Source organism: Streptomyces sp. 17_S59 (assembly GCF_056930295.1).
The window spans coordinates 5,696,522-5,719,451 of sequence record NZ_JBXOWD010000001.1; the positions used below are offsets into that span (position 1 = coordinate 5,696,522).

A 22,930-nucleotide genomic window follows, 5' to 3' on the forward strand; every position below is an offset into this window, starting at 1 on the left:
TGAACCGAGCTTGTCCCTGCGCATGGAGACCCCGGCGGTGCCGACCGACGACCGCATCCCGGGCAGAACCTGGGCCCTTGCCGTCGTCATCGCCTTAGGCGGCTTCACCACCGCCCTCACCACCACGATCGTCTCCGCCGGCCGGCAGATGCTGACCGACGCTCTCGGAGTCTCCGACAGCACGGTCGGCTGGGTCACCACCGTCTATCTGATCGCCTTCGCGGCCGGCATCCCTATGACCGGCTGGATGGCCAAGCGGCTCGGGCCGCGCGTACTGTGGCTGGGCACCCTCGCCCTGTTCACGGCCGCGTCGGTGGCCTGCGCCCTCGCCCCGAACGCCGGAACGCTCATCGTCTGCCGGGGCGTCCTGGGCCTCGCCGGAGGCTTCCTGGTGCCCGCGGGGCAGGCCATCCTCGCCGCCGCCGCGGGGCCGAAGCGGATCGGCCGGGTGATGAGCGTCGTCGGCGTGCCCGTCGTCCTGGCCCCGATCCTGGGGCCCACCGTGGGCGCCCTGGTGAGCACCCACCTGTCCTGGCACTGGCTGTTCTGGATCAACGTCCCCTTCGGGGTCGTGGCCCTCGTGCTCGGCCGGCGGCTGCTGCCGCCCGGCGGCAAGGGCGGTGCGGGCCGCCTCGACGTGCTCGGCGCCTGCCTCGTCGTCATCGGCCTGCCCGCGCTCACCTACGGGGTCGCCGAGATCGGCATCACCGGCAGCTTCACCGACGGCCGGGTGCTGTGGCCGGTCGTCGGCGCCGTCGTCATGCTGACCCTTTTCACCGTGCACGAGCTGAGGACCGAACAGCCGCTGCTCGACCTGAGGTTGTTCGCCAACCTGCCCTACACGTGCGCGGGCATCACGATGTTCTGCGCGGGCGGTGCACTGTTCGGCCCGCTCCTCGTGATGCCCCTGTTCTTCGAAATGATCAGGGGGCAGAGTGCGGTGGAGGCCGGGACGGCCCTGCTGGCCGACGGTCTCGGCGCCGTCATCGCCCTGCCCCTGGGCGGCCGGGCGACCGACCGCTTCGGCGGCGGGCCGGTCACCACGCTCGGCCTGGTGATCTCGAGCGCCGCGGGAGCGGGGATCGCGACGGTCGGGGTGCACACCTCGTTCTGGTACGTGGAGTTCCTGCTGTTCGCCATGGGGCTGGGCATCGGCCTCGTCAGCGTGACGGCCATGTCCGCGGCCTTCGCCGTCCTGCCCCGGGAGGCGATTCCGCACGCCACACCGCAGTTGAACATGCTCAACCGGACCGGCAGCAGCCTCGGCACCGCGGTGCTCACCGTCATCCTCACCAAGCGCCTCGCCGCGGCCGGACCGTCGCCCGCCCAGCAGATCCACGCGTTCGGCGTCACCAACTGGGTGATCGCCGGGGCGACCGCCGCCACCGTCGTCCCCGCCCTGCTGCTGTTGCGGGCGGAGCGCCGCTACCGGGCCGGGCGGCAGTTCGGCCCCGTGGCCGTGCCCGTGCGGGGGGAGCCGGTCGGCAGATAGCCCGTGACTCCTGCAGGCCGGCCCCTTCGAGGCCCGCCCCGGTGCGTGACATCGCGCCGGGGCGGGCCTTTTGCCTTCTTCGTTTTCCCGTCGTTCTCGGTAAAGATTCCGCCAGGATCGACGGCCGCATTGTCACACTGCCGATCCGGGTTCATAGTCGACCTCGTCCGTGTTTCGTTCAGGGCCTAATGTGTTCGACTGCTCGGCATTTGCCGGGCTGTCGCCGCCGACCGCCGATGCCTTTTCGCCGAGATCCAACTCGGGTGTTCCATGCGATCCGTTCCATGCCCGTCGGACGCTCCCCGGGTGAATTCGCCGACGGAGAGCAGGATAAGCCCTGGTCGACCCGCCGGTAGCCCTCCGGAACCGAGCCGGACCCCCTCCAGTCAATATGGAAGGGGTTTTCAGAAGTCGTTGTGCACACCCGATTTGTGGGGACAGGGGGCGGTTCTCCGATGGCGTATTCCTGCGCTTCTCGCGCGCCGTCGGGGCCGGAAAGTGTTGACAGCGGCACGAACGCCAGCAAACACTGTTAGGGCCAGGTCATCCGCCATGTCGAACGAAAGATTCCGGCCGAACGGCGCGGCGGGTACCAGGGGGATGTGCGGATTTCTCCAGCCAGCGCCAGGCAATTGATCGGGCGTCAGTGCGGAAGCCGAGGTTCGCTGCCGCGGAGTGGCCGAGCGGAGCCACTCGATGACGGTCGGGATTCGCGCGATATTTCCCCCTGATGATCTCCGCGAGGCCATGGGCATGCCTGGCCCCGCAAAATTCTAACGGGGGTGTTCCGAGTGCGAGAGATTCCTGTTGGCCCGTGCATACGCCGCGAGGCGAGCGGCGGCGGACGATGCCTCCGGTCGGCCATTCCGTAGCGGTGAGGAGCCCGTCGAGAAAGTCAATTGCGTCGGCAGCACCGCAGATGGGGGAATTCATCATGCTCGAAGTGTCGGTACTGGGCCCATTGGAGTTGCGGCTGGGCGGGAAACCGTTCGACGTGACCGCACCGAAATTACGCAAGATCGTCGCCCTGCTGGCCATGGCGTCCGGCCGGTCCGTCCAGGTCGCGAGCCTCATGGAGGAGCTGTGGGAGGAGGAGCCGCCGAAGACGGCGGTGACGACCCTGCAGACCCACGTCATGCACCTGCGGAAGCTCCTGGGGCGGGCCGCCTGTGCCCGGGGGCTGGACGCCGACCCGAAGGACCTGCTGGAGACCCGGCCCCGGGGCTACCGGCTGAACGTCTCCGCACTCGACGTCGACTGCTTCCGCCGGCTGGCGGACGACGGCTCCAGGGCCCTGGCCCGGGCGGAGGCCCGCATGGCCGGGCCCCTGCTCAGGACCGCACTCGACCTGTGGCGCGGCGACGCCTTCGAGGACGTGGACGCCGGCCCGATGCTGCGCCTGGAGGCCAACCAGCTCAACGAGCGGTGGACCGGGGTGCTCGAGCAGCGGATCAACGCCGACCTGCTGCTCGGCAGGCACCACGAAGTCCTCCCCGAACTCGTCAATCTGGCGGACCGCCACCCCTTCAGCGAGAACTTCCACGCACAGCTCATCACGGCCCTCCACCGGTCCGGGCGGCGCACCCAGGCCCTGGAGGCGTATCTGAGGCTGCGCAACAACCTGGTGGCGGAACTCGGCATCGAGCCATCGCCCCCGCTGCGGCGGCTCCAGGCGACCGTCCTGGCCGCGGAGGACGCCCCGGCCGGCACGGGAGAGCCGGCCGAGGTGCCGCCGTGCCCGGCCCCGGTCCCGTTCGGCCGGCTGCCGGACCTGAGCGAGGCATGCTGACCGACCGGGGGAGGAACGGGCTCAGCCCCCGCCCAGGGCGGCGAGCCCCTTCCGCAGGTCGTCCGCGTTCATCACCGGATGCAGCTCGACCTCCGCGTCGGCCTCCAGGAAGAACGTCTCCACGACGGACGGCAGCTGGGAGGAGTCCTCCAGATCGAAGACGAGCAGGCAGGTGCGGCCGCCGTCCAGCGTCGTGAAGTAGGCCGCCTCCGGCTTCAGCTGCTCCAGGACCTCCTCGATCAGCTTGGGCATCGTGCCGTCCCTGATGTGCGCGTTCGACGCGTGGGTGTCCAGCCGGGCCCTGAGTAGCGTGCGCATGGCCCTCACTCCTTCGCCGGCGCGACCGCGCGGGGCGTTCCGGCCGCGCTCCTCGGGCACGGCCGCGTCCCTTTCAGGGTCTGCCCCGCCGCCGCGGGGCCGCAAGCGGGGCCCGCACCGACCCGTCGGACGCCCCCTATCGCAGCACGGCCGCGGTCTCGGGCGGCAGCCACAGGCTGCCCCCGGGATCCGGCGCGCCGACCTGCCCCCAGGCCGCCACGACCTCCGTCACCGAACCCACCAGGCGCACGACGGCCGGGCGGTCGGCGAGGTTCACCGCGACGTGGAGCGGACCGCGCCGCAAGTACACGGTGCCCCCGGCGGTGACCGACAGCGCGCCGTACTCCCACCGCGGATCCGCCAGCGCCGGTTCCGCGTGCCGCAGCGCGATCAGCCGCCGGTGCCAGGCCAACAGGGCGCGGTGCGGCTCGCGGCCGGGCTCGGTCCAGTCCAGGCACGAGCGCTCCCGCGTCGCCGGATCCTGCGGATCCGGTATCTCCTCCGCCGCCCAGCCGTGCGCCGCGAACTCGCGCCGCCGCCCCTCCCGCACCGCCCGGGCGAGCCCCGGGTCGGTGTGGTCGGTGAAGTACTGCCAGGGCGTCCGGGCGCCCCACTCCTCGCCCATGAACAGCATCGGCGTGAACGGCGCGCACAGCACCAGCGCGGCCGCGCAGGCCAGCAGGCCGGGGGAGAGCCGGGCCGAGAGCCGGTCGCCCAGCGCCCGGTTGCCCACCTGGTCGTGGGTCTGGGCGTAGCCGAGCAGCCGGTGGGCGGGCGTGGTGCGCGGGTCCAGCGGACGGCCGTGGCGTCTGCCCCGGAACGCCGAGTACGTGCCGTCGTGGAAGAAGCCGCCCCGCAGCGTCTTGGCGAGGGCCGCGGCCGGGTCGGCGGCGAAGTCGGCGTAGTAGCCCTGGGACTCCCCGGTCAGCGCGGTGTGCAGGGCGTGATGGAAGTCGTCGTTCCACTGCGCGTGCAGGCCCAGGCCGCCCGCCTCGCGCGGGGTCGTGGTGGCCGGATCGCACAGGTCGGACTCGGCGATCAGGAACAGCGGCCGGCCCAGCTGCGCGGCCAGCCCGTCGACGGCCGCCGACAGCTCGGCGAGGAAGTGCTTCGGGCCGCTGTCGGCCAGCGCGTGCACGGCGTCCAGACGCAGCCCGTCGAGCCGGTAGTCGCGCAGCCAGGCCAGCGCGCTCCCCGTCAGATACGCCCGCACCTCGGCGGACCCGGGCGCGTCCAGGTTGACGGCCGCGCCCCACGGAGTGTGGTGGGTGTCCGTGAAGTACGGTCCGAACGCGGGCAGATGGTTGCCCGAGGGCCCCAGGTGGTTGTGCACCACGTCCAGGACGACGCCCAGGCCCAGGCCGTGCGCCGCGTCCACGAAGCGCCGCAGACCGTCCGGCCCGCCGTAGGGCTCGTGCACGGCCCAGGGGGCCACGCCGTCGTAGCCCCAGCCGTGCCGGCCCGGGAAGGGGCAGACGGGCATCAGCTCCACATGCGTGATCCCCAGGTCCGCGAGGTGGCCGAGCCGTTCCGCGCCCGCGTCGAAGGTGCCCTCGCGGGTGTACGTGCCGATGTGCAGCTCGTACAGCACTGCACCCGGCAGGGGGCGCCCGGCCCAGTCGTGCCGCCACGGGAAGGCGCCGGCGTCGACGACGGCGCTCGGCCCGTCGGGGCCGTCGGGCTGCCGGCGCGAGCGGGGATCGGGCAGGACGGGGCCGCCGTCGAGGGCGAAGCCGTAGCGGGTGCCGTCGGCGGCGGGGGCGGTGGCCCGCCACCAGGCGCCCGGGCGTGCCGGGTCGCGCTCCATCGGGTGCGTCCGGCCGTCGGCGTGCAGGACCACCGTCCGGGCGCGCGGCGCCCATACCTCGAACAGCACGCTGGTTCTCTTCCCCAATCCCGCCCCTTCCCGAAACTGGGGCTGCGCCCCAGACCCCGGGTGAAGAACTGGGGGCTCTGCCCCCAGACCCTCGCTCCTCAAACGCCGGAGGGGCTGACATTGCCCCGCACCAGCAACCCCACCGCCCTCACCCCCAACAGCTCCCGCAGCGCCACCCGCCGCCCTTCCCACACCTGCCCCGTCAGCACCTCACGCCACCCCCCACCACCCCGCGGCAGCTCCAGCACCGTCTCCCGCCAGCCGCCCTCCGCCGCCAGCCGACGCGGCAGGCGGGTCACGGCCGTGATCACTTCGCCGGAGCGGGTGAAGGCCACGCAGTGGTTCGCGGCCGGACCATGGGCAGGCAAAGGCACGTACGTGCCCTGCGCGCCGAACCACTCCGCGTGCGCCCGCCGCAGCCGCAGCGCCGCCCGCGTCAGGCGGAGCTTCTCGGCGGAGAGCCCGGCACCCGGCTCCGCCGGGAACGACGGCGGTCGGCGGTTGTCGGGGTCGACCAGCGCCGCGTACACGCACTCGGTGCCCATATAGAGGTCCGGCACCCCCGGCATCGTCAGGTGCAGCAGCGCCGCCCCCAGCGTGTGCGCCCGCACGGACGGCTCCGCCTCCCGCGCGAAGGCCGCGAGCAGCGCCCGGCAGGCGGCGGAGCCGCCCGGTCCGGCGGCGACGAACGCCTCCACCGCCGCCTCGTACTCCGCGTCCGGCTCGGTCCACGTCGTGCGCAGCGCCGCCTCGCGCACTCCCTTCAGCACGGCCGGGCCCAGCCGTCCGGCGGCCTCGCACGGGCCCAGGCCGTGGGCGCTCTGCCAGGCGGTCCACGCCACATGCCGGTCCGGAGCGGGCACCTCGGCCCACAGCCGGTCCATCAGCGCGGCCCACTCCGCCGGGTACTCGCTCAGCGCCGCGATGCGCGCCCGCACGTCGGCGCTGCGCTTGGTGTCGTGGGTGGAGAGCACCGTTCCCGTGGCGGGCCAGTCGCGCTGCAACCGGGCGCAGAAGGAGTGGAACTCCTCCGGGCCGACCGCGGGCCGGTCCGGCGTGCCGCCGACCTCCGTCGCCGACAGCAGCGGCGCATAGCGGTAGAAGGCGGTGTCCTCCACCGACTTGGCCCGCAGCGCCGTGGCGGTCTGGGCGAACCGGGCGCAGAAGTCCCGCTCGTCCGGGCCGTCCCCGAGCCGGCCGAGGGCCGCGTCCCGTACCACCTCGACCGCCCGCGCCTCCGCGGGCACGGCGAAGGCCGCGCGGGCCCCGCGCGCCGCCTCCTCCAGCAGCGCGGCGTCGCCCGGTGCCGCGGCCCGCCCCGGCAGGGCGTACGGCCGGTAGACGGGCAGCCGGACCAGGATCTCGCGCAGGGCGGTGCGCAGCGCCCACGGGGCGTGGTCGCGCAGCCGGTGCGAGGCCTCGCAGAGCCGGCCCGCGGTGCGGACCAGCCGCTCGACCTCGGCGGCCAGCTCGTGGACGACCACCCGGTGGGCGGCCCGGCGCGCGGTCGCGGACCAGTCGCCGCCGCGGTCCGGGGGCGGGTCCGCGAAGGCGCGGTAGGCGGCGGCCAGTTCCCCCGCGCCGACCGGGTCGGTGAAGAGCCCGTCGAGGCGGCGCAGGGCGTCGTACCCGGTCGTGCCGGCGACGGGCCAGTCGGCGGGCAGCTGCTCGTCCCCGCTGAGGATCTTCTCCACGACCGTCCACCGGCCCCCCGTGGCCTCGCGCAGCCGCCGCAGGTAGCCGGGCGGGTCGGCGAGCCCGTCGGGGTGGTCGACGCGCAGCCCGTCGAGGACGCCCTCGCGCAGCAGCCGCAGCACCGTGCCGTGGGTGGCGGCGAAGACCTCCGGGTCCTCCGTGCGCACCGCGATCAGCTCGGAGACGGTGAAGAACCGCCGGTAGTTCAGCTCCGTACGGGCCAGCCGCCACCAGGCGGGCCGGTACCACTGGGCGTCGAGCAGCTCGGGGAGCGGCAGCCGCTCGGTGCCGGGCCGCAGGGGGAGGACGTGGTCGCCGTAGCGCAGCTTGCCGTCGGCGGCCGTGAAGCGGTGCAGCTCCTCGCCGAGCGGCCCGGCCAGCACCGGGAGCAGCACCTTGCCGCCGTGCTCGGCCCAGTCGATGTCGAACCAGCGGGCGCGGGGCGAGGCCGGTCCGTCCCGCAGCACCTCCCACAGCGGCCCGTTGAGCCGCTCGGGCACCGGCACGGCCATGTGGTTCGGCACGATGTCGAGGACCAGGCCGAGGCCGTGCCCGTGGGCGGTGCGGGCGAGGGCGCGCAGGCCCTCCTCGCCGCCCAGCTCCGCGCGCACGGCCGTGTGGTCGACGACGTCGTAGCCGTGGGCGGAGCCGGGGGCGGCCTCCAGGACCGGCGAGAGGTGCAGGTGCGAGACGCCGAGGCCGGCCAGGTGGGGCACGGCCCGCTCGGCGGCCGCGAAGGGGAAGCCGGGCTGGAGCTGCAACCGGTAGGTGGCGGTCGGCGGGGCGGAGCAGTCGCGCTTCACGGGAAAATACGTACCCGCCAGAGGCGGTCAATCCGCATGCGGGGCGCGGTTCGCCGGGCCCGGCTCCGGCGTCCGGCCGGATCCGCCGGGCCGCGCGCCCCCAGCCGCCCCCGGCCGCTACGCAGGGCGCTGCAGCACCGCCAGGCTCCGCCCGGTGAGCGTCAGCCGCTCCCCGGCCCGGACCTTCGGGCCGTCCGCCGTCGCCCCCTCGCTGCCCGCGGTGTCGACGACGACCTGCCACTGCAGGCCGTGGTTCACCGGCACGACGAAGTCCAGCGGCTCGTGGTGCGCGTTGAACATCAGCAGGAAGGAGTCGTCGCTGATCGGCTCGCCGCGCGGGCCGGGCTCGGAGATCGCGTTCCCGTTGAGGAAGACCGTCAGCGACTTGGCGTGCGCGGCCTGCCAGTCGCCCTCCCGCATCTCCTCTCCTTCAGGAGTGAACCAGGCGATGTCCGACAATTCATCATGCGTTCCCTGGACCGGGCGCCCGTGGAAGAAGCGGCGGCGCCGGAAGACCGGATGGTCGCGGCGGAGCCAGACCAGCGAGCGGGTGAAGCGCAGCATCCGCCGCGCCTGCGCGGACACCTCGTCGTCCTGGTCCGGCCAGTGCACCCAGGACAGCTCGCTGTCCTGGCAGTAGGCGTTGTTGTTGCCCCGCTGCGTGCGCGCGAACTCGTCGCCGTGGCTGAGCATCGGCACGCCCTGCGAGACCATCAGTGTGGCGATGAAGTTGCGCATCTGCCGCTCGCGCAGCTCCAGCACCTCGGGGTCCCCGGTGTCACCCTCGACCCCGCAGTTCCACGACCGGTTGTACCGCTCGCCGTCCGCGTTGTGCTCGCCGTTGGCCTCGTTGTGCTTGTCGTTGTACGAGACCAGGTCGTGCAGGGTGAAGCCGTCGTGGCAGGTGACGAAGTTGACGGAGGCCAGCGGCCGCCTGCCGTCGCCCTGGTAGAGATCGGAGGAGCCGGTGAGCCGGGAGCCGAACTCCGCCAGGGTGGCCGGCTCGCCGCGCCACAGGTCCCGCACCGTGTCACGGAATTTCCCGTTCCATTCGGTCCACAGGGGCGGGAAGTTGCCGACCTGGTAGCCGCCCTCGCCGACGTCCCACGGCTCGGCGATCAGCTTCACCTGGCTGACCACGGGGTCCTGCTGCACCAGGTCGAAGAACGACGACAGCCGGTCCACCTCGTGGAACTGCCGCGCCAGCGTCGCCGCCAGATCGAACCGGAACCCGTCCACCCGCATCTCGGTGACCCAGTAGCGCAGCGAGTCCATGATGAGCTGGAGCACGTGCGGACTGCGCATCAGCAGCGAATTGCCGGTGCCCGTGGTGTCCGTGTAGTACCGCCGGTCCTCCGCCAGCCGGTAGTACGAGGTGTTGTCCAGGCCCCGGAAGGAGAGCGTGGGCCCCAGGTGGTTGCCCTCGGCCGTGTGGTTGTAGACGACGTCCAGGATCACCTCGATCCCCGCCTGGTGCAGTGCCCGCACCGCCGACTTGAACTCCAGCACCTGCTGGCCCCGGTCGCCCCACGAGGCGTAGGCGTTGTGCGGGGCGAAGAAGCCGATGGTGTTGTAACCCCAGTAGTTGGCCAGCCCCGCGTCCACCAGCCGGTGGTCGTTGACGAACTGATGGACCGGCATCAGTTCGATGGCCGTCACCCCCAGCTCCGTCAGGTGCTCCAGCACCGCCGGGTGCGCCAGCCCGGCATAGGTGCCGCGGATCTCCTCGGGCAGTGCCGGGTGGCGCATCGTCAGACCCTTGACGTGTGCCTCGTAGACGACCGTCCGGTGGTAGTCCGTGCGCGGCGGCCGGTCGTCCCCCCAGTCGAAGTACGGATTGACCACCACCGAAGTCATCATCTGCGGGGCGGAGTCCATGTCATTGCGCCGCTCCGGCCGCCCGAAGTGGTAGCCGTAGACCGCCTCGCCCCAGTCGATCCGGCCGCTCACCGCCTTCGCGTACGGGTCGAGCAGCAGCTTCGCCGAATTGCAGCGCCGCCCCCGCTCCGGCTCGTACGGGCCGTGCGCCCGGAAGCCGTACCGCTGGCCCGGCATGACGCCCGGCAGGTAGGCGTGCCGCACGAAGGCGTCGCTCTCGCGCAGCTCCACCGCCGTCTCCGAGCCGTCCTCGTGGAGCAGGCACAGCTCGATGCGCTCGGCGGCCTCCGAGAAGACCGCGAAGTTGGTGCCGGCGCCGTCGTAGGTGGCACCGAGTGGGTACGCCTGTCCCGGCCAGACCTGCATGGGTCCGAGTGTTCCACCCCGGGCCGCCCTTTCCGCAGATCTTCCCGAAAGCCGGGCCCGCCGCGGGCCCACACCGGGCCCCGCCGCTCGTCCGACCGGGTGACCGCCACCCTTCTGGCTATGAATCAGCTCACGTCCGCCACAAGGCCGTCGGCCAACCGGCACGTCGCCGACCCCAGTTGGCCGGAGGCCGTCCCGACGCGGGTGCAGGCCCTCCCGCGCGCACAGTAGTCTGCCTTGATCGTTGGACGGGGGCGGAAGGCGGTGCACTGGTGAGCTCGGGCGGGCTGGAGCTGCCCCCTGGAGACGGCTGTCCGGAGGAGGACGGCTCGGCGGACTCCCCGCCGGGCGTGGTGTCCCTGGCGCGTCCCAGGGAGATCGGGGCCGAACTGGACTGGGACGCCGGAGCCTGGGACGAGGTGCGCACCCGGGCCCGCCGGGCCGGGCGCGCCTACATATGGCTGAACCTCGTCGAACAGCGCCTGCGGGCCGTCGTGGCCGCCGTGCTGCGCCCGGTCTACGAGCCGGTGCACGGCGACGAGGAGTGGGTGGTCGCCGCCGCCGGGCCGGCCGGCCAGGAGTGGGTGCAGCGGGCCGTGGCCGTGCGGGAGGTGAGCCGCCGCAAGGGCTATCTGCTCGACCCGGCCGACGACAACGTCCTCAGCTTCCTGACCCTGCCGCAGCTGCGCGAGCTGCTCGTCCAGCACTGGCCGTGCTTCGAGCCCTATCTGGACGACCGCCGGGAACTCGAACTCGCACTGGACGAGCTGGAGGTGACCCGCAACGTCGTCTCCCGCAACCGCGCGCTCTCCCAGACCGTCCTCGCCCAGGCCGAACGGGCCTCGGCGCGGCTGCTGGACATCCTCGGCGGCGGCTCCCCCTCCGCCGACCGGCTTCCCATAGACGCCGTCGAGGATCTCGTGGGCGACCGCTACGCCGACGTCGTGGGCGTCCATCCCGACCGGGTGCGGCTCCAGCGCCAGCTGCCCGTCGAGGACCTCTTCGGCAGCGCGCGCCGCCTCGACGCCGTCGGCATAGGACTCAACCTCCTCGTTCAGAACTACTCCGGGCGCCGCCTGGTCCGGCTGGCGGAGTCCGGCTGCCGGGCGCGGCTGCTCTTCCTCAACCCGGCCAGCAGCTCGGTGCGCCGCCGCGAGCGGGAACTGGGCATCAAGAAGGGCGAGATGAGCCGCTCCGTGGAGATGAACATCATCCACATGCGGCGCGTGCGCGACCGGCTCCGCGACCCCGCCGCCTTCGAGATCCGCGTCTTCGACGAGACCCCGCGCTTCACGGCCTACCTCGTCAACGGCGACGGCTCGGACGGGCTGGCCGTGGTGCAGTCCTATCTGCGCAAGGCGCGGGGCATGGAGGCCCCGGTGCTGGTGCTGCGCAGCCGGGGACGGGACGTGCTGCGCCAGGGCGTGCCGGCGGACGGCGCGGACGGCGGGCTCTTCGAGACCTACCGCGAGGAGTTCGAGGGCGTCTGGTCCGACTCGCGACCGGTCTCCTGAGACACCCCCCCCGCAAGGGCCGTCGCCGGCCGGACTGTCAGTGGCCCGTGGCAGTCTGGGGACCACACGGGGGAGCACTACCTGAGGGGGGAACCGCCCATGGGCTGGCACGGCGAGCCGCTGATCGGCTTCGACCTGGAGACGACGGGCACCGACCCGGCGACGGCACGGATCGTCACGGCGGCGATCGTGGAGACCAAGGGCGGCGAAGTGGCCGCCCGCCGCCAGTGGCTGGCGGATCCCGGCGTGGCGATACCGGCCGGGGCCACGGCGGTGCACGGCATCACGACCGAGCGCGCGTCCGCCGAGGGCCGCCCCGCCCGCGAGGTCGCGGAGGAGGTCGCGGCCGCCCTGGTGGACCACTGGTCGCTGGGCCGCCCGGTCGTCGCCTACAACGCCGCCTTCGACCTCTCGCTGCTGTCGGCGGAGCTGCGGCGGCACGGCCTGCCCCCGCTCGCCGACCGCCTGGCCGCGGCGGGCGCCGGTACGGAGGTGGGCCCCGTCGTCGACCCGCTCACCATCGACCGCGCGGTCGACCGCTACCGCAAGGGCCGCCGCACCCTGGGCGCCGTCTGCGCGGAGTACGGCGTGGTCCTGGACAACGCCCACGAGGCGGGTGCGGACGCCCTGGCCGCGGTGCGGGTGGCCCGCGCCGTCGCCGGGCGCCACCGCCGGGTGGCGGAGGCGGACGCCTGGGACCTCCACCGCGAGCAGGTGCGGTGGTACGGGGAGTGGGCGGCCGGCTATCAGAAGTGGCTGCGGCGCCAGGGGGATCCGGGCGCGGTGGTGGACGGGACCTGGCCGCTCCGCTGAGACCGGCGACGCCGGAGGAGGCGCTCAGGCCCGGACCCTGAGCACCTCCCCGTCGCAGGAGAGGATCTCCAGCTCCCGGTCGGGCGGCCCGCCTTCCGGGAAGGAGAGCGTCAGCCGGGTGCCGTCCTCGGTCCGCCAGCGGCCGGGCACGGCATCGGGGGCGTCGCCGCGCCCGATGGGGCGGTCGGTGAACGTGCCGTCGGCGGCGAACTCCATGCCGCGCCGGCCGCGCGCGGGCGGGAAGGCGTACTCGAAGGGCCGGTAGACCGTGACGCCCGGGGAGTCCTCCTCGAAGGAGTGCACCCAGCGCCGGAAGAGAGCGGGAGGCGGCTCGTTCATTCCTCAAACACCTCAGCGATTGCCGGGAATCACCCGAATAGCGGGTTCCGGAAGGGTGGACTACGGTTGGAAATGGTTTCTGCGAACCCATCACTGTCCGCGTCGAACGGCTCTACCGTAGACGCCATCGGGCCCGACTCTCCCACCAGTACGTGTCGCGTTTCGCGACGGTTCGAGGAGGTGCGGTATGCCCCAGGACCGGCAGAACACCGCAGCCGAAAGGCCACCCGAAAGCCTGTTGTGCGGGGCCATGGAGGTCCACCGCAGGCTGCTCACCGAGCACCCTCCCTACGCGGCCGCACGGGCGGCCCTCGAGAACAGGGCCTTCGCGTACGAGAGAGGGCACGAGCGGAGCGAGCGGACAGGAGTGACGACCATCCCGGTCGTCGTCCACGTCGTGCACCAGAACGGCGCGCAGAACATCTCCGACGCCCAGGTCGCCAGCCAGATCGACGCCCTGAACCGGGACTACCGCAAGGCCAACGCGGACGTCGCCCAGGTCCCGGCCGTATGGCAGGCGCTCGCCGCCGACTGCCGCATCGAGTTCGAGCTGGCCACCACCGACCCCTCCGGGGCGGCGACGAACGGCATCACCCGCACGCAGACGGCCGTGGCGAGCTTCGACACCGACGACGCCGTGAAGTCGGCGAAGACCGGCGGCGCCGACGCCTGGCCCGCCGACCGCTACCTCAACCTCTGGAGCTGCGCGCTGGGCGGCGGGCTGCTCGGGTACGCGCAGTTCCCCGGCGGTCCGGCCGCGACCGACGGAGTGGTCATCCTGCACTCCGCGTTCGGCACGAACGGGACCGCGGCGGCCCCCTTCGACCTCGGCCGCACCGCCACCCACGAGGTGGGCCACTGGCTCAACCTGTTCCACATCTGGGGCGACGACGGCACCGCCTGCAACGGCACCGACTTCGTGGCCGACACCCCCAACCAGGGCGGCCCCAACTTCGGCAAGCCGAACTTCCCCAGCCTCACCTGCAAGAACGGCCCCGACGGCGACATGTTCATGAACTACATGGACTACGTCGACGACGCGGCCATGTTCATGTTCACCAGCGGCCAGCTGGCGCGCATGGACGCCACCCTCGACGGCCCGCGCTCGTCCTTCCCCATGAGGCAACCATGAGGCGACAGGGAAGGGGCTAGAAGGGGTACCACCGCACCGTAGGGTCGCCGTCCCGCAGGGAGGCGACCCGGCGGCGGAACTCCGCCCGCGCGGCCGGGTTGGCCGGTGCGTGCTGGGCCACCCATGCGCAGCTCGCCGTCTCCCGGGCGCCGCGCAGCACGGCACACCCCTCCCACTCCCGCACGTCCCACCCGTAGGCGTGCACGAAGGCGTGGTAGGCCGCGGGGTCCAGACCGTAGCGGTCCAGGCCGAGTGCCATCACCACCAGGTCGTGCTCGCGCAGGTCCCCGGCGAACGTCTCCAGGTCCACCAGCACCGGTCCGTCCGGCCCGATGTGCACATTGCGCGGGAGCGCGTCGCCGTGGATCGGCCCCGGGGTCAGACGGGGCGTCAGCGCGGCGGCCGCGGCGGCGTAGCCGTCGCGGCGCTCGCGCAGGTAGTCCGCGTCGGCCGGGTCGATCGCGCCCCCCGCCAGCCGCAGCCACCGCTCGACGCCGCCGAGCAGGTCGCGCTGCGGGAGGCCGAAGCCGGGCGCCGGCAGGGCGTGCACCCGGCGCAGCAGCCCGGCCAGGTCCGCGGGCTCGGCCGGGCGCAGGGGGTCGGGGAGACGGTGCCAGAGGGTCACCGGATGGCCGTCGGCGAGCAGTACGCCGGGCTCCGCGGCCCGTACGGCGGGGACGTCGCTGTCCGCGAGCCATGCGGCGATGCGCAGCTCGCGCCGGGCGCGGTCGGCGAGGGAGCCGTCCCGGCCCACCTTGGCGACGAGGCCGTCCGCGGCGAACACCGCGTTCTCGCCGAGCGCGAGCAGCCGCGCATCGGCGGGCAGCCCCGCCCCCGAGGCGGTGAGCAGCTCGCGAGCGCGCTCTTCCGTGAATGCGGGGTTCACTCCGTCGTACCTTTCGGGCCATTCGTCCGAGCCGGTCGTCCGAGCCGGTCGTCAGAACCGGTCGTCAGAACCGGTCGACGCAAGTATCCCTCCGGCACCGCCGGTCCCCGGTGTCCCGTAAATCAATTGAACGATACGGTCCGTCTCGCCTAGTCTGCTCGCATGACGTCCACGAACGGTCACCGACCGGCTCACATAGCCATGTTCAGCATCGCGGCCAACGGCCACGTCCACCCGACCCTCGACATCATGCGCGAGCTGGTCGCCCGCGGGCACCGCGTCACCTATGCGATACCCCAGGCCATGGCGGACCTCGTCGCCGCCACCGGGGCCGAGCCCAAGGTCTACGAGTCCACGCTCCCCGCAGCCGACGACGGCGACGCATGGGGCTCCGAACTGATCGGCATCTGGGAGACGTTCCTCGGCAACGCCCTCCACTCGATGCCCCAGATGGCCGCCGCGTACGAGGGCGACGAGCCGGACCTGGTGCTCTACGACAGCACGGTCTACGCCGCCCCCGTCCTGGCCCACCGCTGGGGCGTGCCCTGCGTCCAGCTCAGCCCGCACATGGTCGCCTGGAAGGGGTACGAGGAGGAGGTGGGCGCCCCCATGGCCGACCCCATCAAGCAGACCCCGCGCGGCAAGGCGTACTACCGGCGCTTCTCCGACTGGCTCGCGGAGAACGGCATCGACACCGACCCCGACCGCTTCGTCGGCCGCCCCGACCGTATCCTCGCCGTCATCCCCCGGGCCATGCAGGCCAACGCCGACCGCGTGGACGAGACCGTCACCACCTTCACCGGCCCCTGCCAGGGCGACCGCACCGAACAGGGCGCCTGGGAGCGCCCTGCGGACGCGGCGAAGGTCCTGCTGATCTCCCTCGGCTCGGCCCTGACCGCGCGGCCCGCCTTCTACCGCGAGTGCCTCGCGGCCTTCGGCGACCTGCCCGGCTGGCACGTCGTCCTCCAGATCGGCAGGCACGTCGGCATGGACGAACTGGGCGAAATCCCCGCCAACTTCGAGGTGCACCGCTGGGTCCCGCAGCTGGCGGTCCTCCGCCGGGCCGACGCCTTCGTCACCCACGCCGGCATGGGCGGCTCCCAGGAGGGGCTCGCCTGCGGCGTGCCCATGGTCGCCGTGCCGCAGGCCTTCGACCAGTTCGGCAACGCCGGGATCCTGGAGGGCCTGGGCGTCGCCCGGCACGTCCCGATGGAGGAGGCCACCGCGGCCACGCTGCGCGAGGCGGTGCTCTCCCTGACGGCCGACCCGGCCGTGGCGGAGCGCTGCGCCGCCCTCAAGGCCGAGCTGGCGGCGGAGGGCGGAACCCCGTACGCGGCCGACCTCATCGAGGCCGAACTTCGGCCTTCGGCGTAACCCCTGGTACGGTCCCGTGCGAACGGCCGCCGTGCCCAACCCCCACGGGGCGCGGCGGCCACTCGCATGCCTCTCTTCTCAGGCGGGCAGTGCGGCGACGACCCCGTCCACCGCCCCCGCCGCCCCCACTGCCCCCACTTCCTCGTACCGCCGCAGCACCAGCGAGACCACCTCCGGCGCTGCCCCCAGCACCTCCGCCAGGACGTCCGCGCCCCCGGCCGCGGCTCCCGCGGCAACGCGGTCGGGGAGACGGCCGGGAGCCAGGAAGCAGGGGGCCACGGCCACCCGCGCCGCGCCCTCGGCGCGCAGCGCGCGGACCGCGTCCTCGGTGCGGGGAGGGGAAGCGGAGGCGAACGCGGGTCGCACGGCGCACCAACCGGTGTGCCGCCACTCCCGCGCGATTTCTGCGATCACCGCGATCGCCTCCGGGTCGGAGGAGCCGGCCGCCGCCAGGACGACCCCCGTCGAACGGCGCTCCCCGGGCCGCACCCCGGCCTCGTAGAGCCGCCGCTCCAAGGCCGCCGTCAGCAGGCCGGACGGACCGAGGACCGCCGCCCGGCGCACCGTCAGGCCCGGCAGCCGGGCCGTAGCCGCGGCCAGGACGGAGGGAATGTCGGACTTGGCATGGAAGGCCCGGGTCAGCAGCAGGGGGACGGCCGTCACCTCGCGGACGCCCTCCGCCACCAGCCGCTCCAGCACCCGGGGCACGCTCGGCGCGCAGAAGTCGAGGAAGCCCACCTCGACGCGCAGCCCGGGCCGCCGGGCCGCGACCCGGGCGCGCAGCGCGGCGACCGTGGCCGCATGCCGCGGGTCGCGGCTGCCGTGGGCGACGATGAGCAGCACCATGCGGGGCCCTACCGCGCCGCCAGGCCGCGCGTGCGCAGCACCCGCCGCTCCAGCGGGCTGAAGACGGCCAGGTCGATGGCGATGCCCACGAACAGGATGAGGATGATGCCCAGCAGCACCCCCGGCATGTCCGAGTCGGTGCGCGCGTTCTCCAGGTACTGGCCCAGCCCCAGGCCCAGATCCGGCGAGGACGCGATCAGCTCCGCCGCCATCAGCGACCGCCAGGAGAAGGCCCAGCCCTGCTTGAGCCCGGCGACGTAGCCCGGCAGGGCCGCGGGCAGCAGCACATGCCACGCCCCGCGCACACCCGTCGCCCCCATCGTGCGGCCCGCCCGCAGGTACAGCGGCGGCACCTGGTCGATGCCGGAGACCAGCCCGTTGGCGATGGACGGCACCGCGCCCAGCAGGATCACCGCGTACATCGCCGAGTCCGTGATGCCCAGCCAGATCACGGCGGCCGGCACCCAGGCCACCGACGGCAGCGACTGGAGCCCGGACAGGATCGGCCCCAGCCCGGCCCGCACGAACGGCACGCGCGCGACCAGCAGGCCCAGCGGAGTGCCGATCGCGAGCGCGACCAGGAAGCCCAGCAGGCCGCGCGAGACGCTGGTCCACACGATGTCGAACAGCGTGCCGGCCAGCCACAGCTCGCGCAGGCTGTGCCAGACGGCCGACGGGTCGGGCAGCTTGTAGTCGTCGGTCACCCGCGCCAGGACCAGCAGCTTCCAGGCGGCGAGCACCAGCAGCACGGCGACCACCGGCGGCAGCACCTTGTGGAGCAGCACCCGGCGCAGCGGCGTGCGCCCGACGGGGACCGCGTCCAGCGCGTCCAGCCCGGCCTCCAGGCCCGCGAGGTCGGGCTCGGCGCCCCGGGCGGTCCCGGCACCGGTCGTCTCAGTTCCGGCCATGGCGGCGGATCTCCCCACGCAGTTCCTCGGTGATCTCGACCGACAGCTCGGCGACGGCCGCGTCCTCGATCCGGCGCGGCTGCGGCAGGTCCACCGCCCACTCCCGCACCACCCGCCCCGGCCGGGACGACAGCAGCACCACCCGCTCCCCGAGCCGCACCGCCTCGCGGACGTTGTGCGTGACGAACAGCACCGACAGCGACGTCTCCGCCCAGATCCGGGTCAGCTCGTGGTGCAGGACGTCCCGGGTGATGGCGTCCAGCGCCGCGAACGGCTCGTCCATCAGCAGCACCCGGCTGTCCTGCGCCAGCGCCCGGGCGAGCGCGACGCGTTGCCGCATCCCGCCCGACAGCTCGTGCACCCGCTTGCCGTACGAGCCGCCCAGCCGCACCAGCTCCAGCAGCCGCTCCGCCTCCGCCCGCCGCGCGGCCCGCGGCACCCCGCGCAGCCGCAGGGCCAGCTCGATGTTGCGGCCCGCCGTCAGCCACGGGAACAGCGCGTGCTCCTGGAACATCAGCGCCGGCCGGCCGCCCGGCACCTCGATGGTGCCGGCGCTCGGCCGGTCCAGCCCCGCGACCAGGTTCAGCAGCGTCGACTTCCCGCAGCCCGAGGCCCCCAGGAGGCAGACGAACTCGCCGGGCCGCACGTCGAGGCTGATGTCCTCGAGCACCGGCCGCTCCGTGGCCGCCCGGCCGAAGCCCTTGTGGACGTGGTCGATCCGGACGGCCGGCCGCGCGTCGTCGGCGACGGCCGTGCCGGAGGTCTCGGTGGTCAGCGCCGGGGTCATCCGGTCACCTCCTGGAATACGGACGGGCATGCGCGCCCCCACTGCCGCGTACACGGTCACTGCCTCCCGAGCCCGGCCGCGCCGACCGTGGGCCTGCCGAGGGACGTGAGCACCTTGTTGAGGAGGGTCAGGTCGTAGATGCCGGAGAGGTCCGGCTTGTCGAGCAGCCCCGCCTGGACGGCGTGGTCCGCCTCGGCCCGCAGCGTCGAGGCCAGCGGGTCGTCCGTCGTCCGCAGGGACTGCCACGCCGGATCCAGCACGTCCGCGGGCAGTTCCTTTCCGGAGAGCTTCTTCAGCGCGGCGTTCGCCGAGGCCCTGGCCTGCTCCGGGTGGGCCGCGATCCAGGCGTTGGTGCGCACCGAGCCGCGCAGCACGGCCTCGACCACGTCGGGGTGCCGGTCGAGGAACTTCTGCGACACCACCACATTGGTGATCACGAACGTGCCGTCCGGCCACAGCGAACTCTCGTCCAGCAGCACCTTCCCGCCCTCGGACACCAGCTTCGAGGCCGTCGGCTCCGGCACCCACGCGCCGTCCACCGAGCCGGATGCGAAGGCGTCCGGCAGCACCTTGTTGTCGGTGCGCACGACGGACACGTCGCCCTTGCCGCTCTGCGGGTCGACCTTCCAGCCCTGCCCGGCCGCCCAGTTGAGGAACGCGACGTCCTGGGTGTTGCCCTTCTGCGGGGTGGCGATCCGCTTGCCCTTGACCTCCTCGAGCGAGCCGATCCTCTTCGGATCGACGACCAGCTTCACCCCGCCCGAGGCCGAGCCGGAGACGATGCGCAGGCTCCTGCCCCTGGACTTGGTGTAGCCGTTGATCGCGGGGGAGGGGCCGATCCAGCCGATGTCGATGGAGTCCGCGTTGAGCGCCTCGATCTCGGACGGCCCGGCGTTGAAGGCCGTCGTGCGCAGCGCGGTGCCGCCCAGCTCCTTCTGCAGGATCCCCTCCTGGACGCCGACCAGCGCGGTGGCGTGCGTGAGGTTGGGGAAGTAGCCGATCCGGACGGTGTCCGCGGAGAGCTTTTTGCTCGCGGCCCCGGTCCCGGCGGCGAGGGAGCCGGAGTCCCGCTGGGAGCCGTAGCCGCAGCCTCCCAGGAGGCCGGTCAGGAGGGCTACGGTGGCGAGTGCCGGGATGATCCGGCGAACGGCAGGCGGCACGAGGGGGGTTCCTCTCGTTCGAGGGGAGGGCGGGGGCGGGCGAGCGGTACGGGCGTCAGCGCGCACATCGGCCGACCCCGCCCTGACCGCTGCCGAGGGAGCCGCTGCCGATGCGGCCCCCTTCCTTGTCGAAGGAGGAGAAGAAGTCCCGGCCCGCCGCCCCGCCGGCCATGTCGTCGGCCATGTCAGAAGTCCCAGCCCTCGTCGTCCGCGGCCGCGCGCGGCGCCTGCGCCCCGAAGGCCGCCCCCGCCATCCCCGCGGTCAGCGTGGTCCCGTCGGCCGGGTCGATCAGCAGGAACGAGCCCGTGCGGCGCGAGTCCGCGTAGGCGTCGAGCGCCAGCGGCTCCGCGGTGCGCAGCACCACCCGCCCGATGTCGTTGGCGGCCAGCTCGCCCGGGTAGGGGTGCTGGGACAGGTCGTCGAGCGCCAGCCGCGACGGCAGGGCCTTCACCAGCGCCTTGACGGTGCGGGTGGTGTGCTTGAGCAGCACCCGGTCGCCGACGCGCAGCGGCCGGTCGGCGACGTGGCAGACCGTCGCCCCGACGTCCCGGGTGGTCGCGGGGGCCCCGGCGGCGGGGGCGATCAGATCGCCGCGCGAGATGTCGAGGTCGTCGGCGAGGAGCACGGTCACGGACTGCGGCGCCCAGGCCACGTCCACCTGCTCGCCCAGCGCGTCGATGGCCGCGATCGTGCTCGTGCGCCCGGACGGCAGGACGGTGACGGGGTCGCCGACGCGCAGCACGCCGGAGGCGATCTGCCCGGCGTAGCCGCGGTAGTCGGGGTGCTCGGCGGTCTGCGGGCGGATGACGTACTGGACGGGGAAACGGGCCGGTTCGGCGGTCGGGTCGGTGCCGACGGGCACGGTCTCCAAGTGCTCCAGCACGGTCGGTCCGCCGTACCAGTCCATGTGCGCGGAGGGCACGACGACGTTGTCGCCCGCGAGCGCGGAGACGGGTATGGCCGTCACCTCGGGCACCCCGAGCGAGGCCGCGTACGCCGCGAACTCCCCGGCGATCTTCGCGAAGACGGGTTCGGCATAGCCGACGAGGTCCATCTTGTTGACGGCCAGGACGACGTGCGGCACGCGCAGCAGAGCCGCGACGGCCGCGTGCCGGCGGGTCTGCTCGACGACTCCGTTGCGGGCGTCGACGAGGACGAGGGCCAGCTCGGCGGTGGACGCCCCGGTGACCATGTTGCGGGTGTACTGCACATGGCCGGGGGTGTCGGCGAGGACGAACCGGCGGCGGGGGGTGGCGAAGTAGCGGTGCGCGACGTCGATGGTGATGCCCTGCTCGCGCTCCGCGCGCAGCCCGTCGGTCAGCAGCGCCAGGTCGGGGGCCTCGTGCCCCCGGCTCCGGGAGGCGTGCTCGACGGCCTCCAGCTGGTCGGCCAGCACCGACCTGGAGTCGTGCAGCAGCCGCCCGACCAGCGTGGACTTGCCGTCGTCCACGGAACCGGCGGTGGCGAAGCGCAGCAGCGAGGTCGCGGCCTCGTCGGTCACGGTGTGCATGGCTAGAAGTACCCCTCGCGCTTGCGGTCCTCCATCGCGGCCTCCGACAGCTTGTCGTCGGCCCGGGTGGCGCCCCGCTCGGTGAGCCGGGACGCGGCGATCTCGGCGATGACGGCCTCGACGGTGGCGGCGTCGGAGTCGACGGCGCCGGTGCAGGACATGTCGCCCACCGTGCGGTAGCGCACCAGCCGTCTCTCCAGCCGCTCCCCGTCCCGGGGCCCGCCCCACTCGCCGGGGGCGAGCCACATGCCGTCGCGGGCGAAGACCTCGCGCTCGTGCGCGTAGTAGATCTCCGGGAGTCCGATCCGCTCCCGGGCGATGTACTGCCACACGTCCAGCTCGGTCCAGTTCGACAGCGGGAACACGCGCACGTGCTCGCCGGGCGAGTGCCGGCCGTTGTACAGCTGCCACAGCTCGGGGCGCTGCCGGCGCGGGTCCCAGCCGCCGAACTCGTCGCGCAGCGAGAACACCCGCTCCTTGGCGCGGGCCTTCTCCTCGTCCCGCCGCCCGCCGCCGAAGACCGCGTCGGCGCGCAGCCGCTCGATCGCGTCCAGCAGCGGCACCGTCTGCAGCGGGTTGCGCGTGCCGTCGGGCCGCTCGCGCAGCCGCCCGTCGTCGATGAACTCCTGCACGGACGCCACGTGCAGCCGCAGCCCGTGCGCGGCGACCGTGCGGTCGCGGTGGTCGAGGACCTCCGGGAAGTTGTGCCCGGTGTCCACGTGCAGCAGGGCGAACGGCACGGCCGCCGGGGCGAACGCCTTCAGCGCCAGGTGCAGCATGACGATCGAGTCCTTGCCGCCGGAGAACAGGATCACCGGCCGCTCGAACTCGCCCGCCACCTCCCGGAGGACGTGCACCGCCTCCGACTCCAGGGCGTCCAGGTGCGAGAGCGCAAAAGGACTGTCCGTCATATCAGCCCCCTTTCCGTGAGCAGCGCGCGCAGCGCCGCCACCGACTCCCCGACGCCCTGCTCGTGCGCGGCGATCCGCAGGTCGGGCCGGTCCGGGACCTCGTACGGGTCGTCGACGCCCGTCAGCCCCGAGAGTTCGCCCGCCGCCTGCCTGGCGTACAGGCCCTTCACGTCGCGTGCGGAGCACACGTCCACCGGCGTCGCCACGTGCACCTCCGCATAGCCGGTGCCGAGCGCCTCGTGGCGCTTGCGCACGGCCTCGCGGGAGTCCGCGTACGGGGCGATGACCGGGACGAGCACCAGCACGCCGTGCGCGGCGAGCAGCTGGGAGACGAAGCCGATCCGCTGCACATTGGTGTGCCGGTCCGCGCGGGAGAAGCCCAGCCCCGCGGAGAGGAACTCGCGGATCTCGTCCCCGTCCAGCACCTCCACCCGCCGTCCCGCGCTGCGCAGCTCGTCCGCGAGCGCGCGGGCGATCGTCGTCTTGCCGGCGCTGGGCAGGCCGGTCAGCCAGACGGTGGCACCCGTCATCC

General features: G+C 73.4%; 20 protein-coding genes. 6 read left to right on the forward strand and 14 right to left on the reverse strand.

From position 1 onward, the window contains the following. Window positions 1-10: 10 nt before the first annotated feature. Together AC1Z4A_RS25885 and AC1Z4A_RS25890 are read left to right on the forward strand one after the other, a co-directional pair. Window positions 11-1,492, forward strand: coding sequence for a DHA2 family efflux MFS transporter permease subunit (locus tag AC1Z4A_RS25885; RefSeq protein ID WP_483682265.1), 1,482 nt, complete (start codon window positions 11-13; stop codon window positions 1,490-1,492). Between the two features lie 934 nt (window positions 1,493-2,426). Continuing rightward, on the forward strand, window positions 2,427-3,281 hold the full coding sequence (locus AC1Z4A_RS25890; protein WP_483682266.1) for an AfsR/SARP family transcriptional regulator: 855 nt from the start codon (window positions 2,427-2,429) through the stop codon (window positions 3,279-3,281). A gap of 21 nt (window positions 3,282-3,302) precedes the next feature. On the opposite strand, the gene AC1Z4A_RS25895 is transcribed toward AC1Z4A_RS25890, so the two are convergent. The 4 genes from AC1Z4A_RS25895 to glgX form a co-directional block, all read right to left on the reverse strand. Then, the gene (locus tag AC1Z4A_RS25895) at window positions 3,303-3,599 is read right to left on the reverse strand and encodes a hypothetical protein (RefSeq protein WP_483682267.1); all 297 of its coding nucleotides are present in this window, start codon (window positions 3,597-3,599) and stop codon (window positions 3,303-3,305) included. Window positions 3,600-3,735: 136 nt separating this feature from the next. Further along, on the reverse strand, window positions 3,736-5,475 hold the full coding sequence (gene treZ / locus AC1Z4A_RS25900; protein WP_483683728.1) for a malto-oligosyltrehalose trehalohydrolase: 1,740 nt from the start codon (window positions 5,473-5,475) through the stop codon (window positions 3,736-3,738). Window positions 5,476-5,573: 98 nt separating this feature from the next. Continuing rightward, window positions 5,574-7,973, reverse strand: coding sequence for a malto-oligosyltrehalose synthase (gene treY / locus AC1Z4A_RS25905; RefSeq protein ID WP_483682268.1), 2,400 nt, complete (start codon window positions 7,971-7,973; stop codon window positions 5,574-5,576). Window positions 7,974-8,090: 117 nt separating this feature from the next. Continuing rightward, window positions 8,091-10,217, reverse strand: a complete 2,127-nt coding sequence (gene glgX, locus AC1Z4A_RS25910) for a glycogen debranching protein GlgX (RefSeq protein ID WP_483682269.1) — start codon at window positions 10,215-10,217, stop codon at window positions 8,091-8,093. 272 nt (window positions 10,218-10,489) lie between these two features. Here glgX and AC1Z4A_RS25915 point away from each other — a divergent pair, with 272 nt between their 5' ends. After that, complete coding sequence (locus tag AC1Z4A_RS25915) at window positions 10,490-11,731, forward strand: SAV2148 family HEPN domain-containing protein (protein ID WP_483682270.1); 1,242 nt, start codon at window positions 10,490-10,492, stop codon at window positions 11,729-11,731. Window positions 11,732-11,830: 99 nt separating this feature from the next. Beyond that, complete coding sequence (locus AC1Z4A_RS25920) at window positions 11,831-12,544, forward strand: exonuclease domain-containing protein (protein ID WP_483682271.1); 714 nt, start codon at window positions 11,831-11,833, stop codon at window positions 12,542-12,544. Between the two features lie 24 nt (window positions 12,545-12,568). Here the strand turns inward: AC1Z4A_RS25920 and AC1Z4A_RS25925 are convergent, their stop codons facing one another. Beyond that, window positions 12,569-12,883 carry a hypothetical protein gene (locus AC1Z4A_RS25925; protein ID WP_483682272.1) on the reverse strand — a complete coding sequence of 105 codons (315 nt, stop codon included), beginning with the start codon at window positions 12,881-12,883 and terminating at the stop codon, window positions 12,569-12,571. Between the two features lie 187 nt (window positions 12,884-13,070). On the opposite strand from AC1Z4A_RS25925, the gene AC1Z4A_RS25930 reads away from it, so the two are divergent. After that, window positions 13,071-14,015, forward strand: a complete 945-nt coding sequence (locus AC1Z4A_RS25930) for a zinc metalloprotease (protein ID WP_483682273.1) — start codon at window positions 13,071-13,073, stop codon at window positions 14,013-14,015. Window positions 14,016-14,031: 16 nt separating this feature from the next. Here the strand turns inward: AC1Z4A_RS25930 and AC1Z4A_RS25935 are convergent, their stop codons facing one another. Further along, the gene (locus tag AC1Z4A_RS25935) at window positions 14,032-14,901 is read right to left on the reverse strand and encodes a phosphotransferase enzyme family protein (protein WP_483682274.1); all 870 of its coding nucleotides are present in this window, start codon (window positions 14,899-14,901) and stop codon (window positions 14,032-14,034) included. 162 nt (window positions 14,902-15,063) lie between these two features. Here AC1Z4A_RS25935 and AC1Z4A_RS25940 point away from each other — a divergent pair, with 162 nt between their 5' ends. Further along, the gene (locus tag AC1Z4A_RS25940; RefSeq protein ID WP_483682275.1) at window positions 15,064-16,275 is read left to right on the forward strand and encodes a macrolide family glycosyltransferase; all 1,212 of its coding nucleotides are present in this window, start codon (window positions 15,064-15,066) and stop codon (window positions 16,273-16,275) included. A gap of 78 nt (window positions 16,276-16,353) precedes the next feature. Here AC1Z4A_RS25940 and AC1Z4A_RS25945 read toward each other — a convergent pair whose 3' ends face one another. From AC1Z4A_RS25945 to cysC, 8 genes are read right to left on the reverse strand one after another with little or no spacing between them, the layout of a single operon-like run. After that, window positions 16,354-17,121 carry a sirohydrochlorin chelatase gene (locus AC1Z4A_RS25945; protein ID WP_483682276.1) on the reverse strand — a complete coding sequence of 256 codons (768 nt, stop codon included), beginning with the start codon at window positions 17,119-17,121 and terminating at the stop codon, window positions 16,354-16,356. A gap of 8 nt (window positions 17,122-17,129) precedes the next feature. Further along, window positions 17,130-18,029: an ABC transporter permease gene (locus AC1Z4A_RS25950; RefSeq protein ID WP_483682277.1), complete on the reverse strand. Its 900-nt coding sequence runs from the start codon at window positions 18,027-18,029 to the stop codon at window positions 17,130-17,132. After that, window positions 18,016-18,816, reverse strand: coding sequence for an ABC transporter ATP-binding protein (locus tag AC1Z4A_RS25955; protein WP_483682279.1), 801 nt, complete (start codon window positions 18,814-18,816; stop codon window positions 18,016-18,018). Before AC1Z4A_RS25955 ends, AC1Z4A_RS25950 begins: the two co-directional genes overlap by 14 nt. 56 nt (window positions 18,817-18,872) lie before the next feature. Further along, window positions 18,873-19,976: an aliphatic sulfonate ABC transporter substrate-binding protein gene (locus AC1Z4A_RS25960; RefSeq protein ID WP_483682280.1), complete on the reverse strand. Its 1,104-nt coding sequence runs from the start codon at window positions 19,974-19,976 to the stop codon at window positions 18,873-18,875. 55 nt (window positions 19,977-20,031) lie between these two features. After that, entirely contained in the window at window positions 20,032-20,160 is a 129-nt protein-coding gene (locus AC1Z4A_RS25965; RefSeq protein ID WP_483683799.1) for a hypothetical protein, read from the reverse strand. 1 nt (window position 20,161) lies between these two features. After that, window positions 20,162-21,487, reverse strand: a complete 1,326-nt coding sequence (locus AC1Z4A_RS25970; protein ID WP_483682281.1) for a sulfate adenylyltransferase subunit 1 — start codon at window positions 21,485-21,487, stop codon at window positions 20,162-20,164. A gap of 2 nt (window positions 21,488-21,489) precedes the next feature. Then, the gene (cysD, locus tag AC1Z4A_RS25975) at window positions 21,490-22,398 is read right to left on the reverse strand and encodes a sulfate adenylyltransferase subunit CysD (protein WP_483682282.1); all 909 of its coding nucleotides are present in this window, start codon (window positions 22,396-22,398) and stop codon (window positions 21,490-21,492) included. Further along, window positions 22,395-22,928, reverse strand: a complete 534-nt coding sequence (cysC, locus tag AC1Z4A_RS25980) for an adenylyl-sulfate kinase (protein WP_483682283.1) — start codon at window positions 22,926-22,928, stop codon at window positions 22,395-22,397. Before cysC ends, cysD begins: the two co-directional genes overlap by 4 nt. Window positions 22,929-22,930 lie beyond the last annotated feature (2 nt).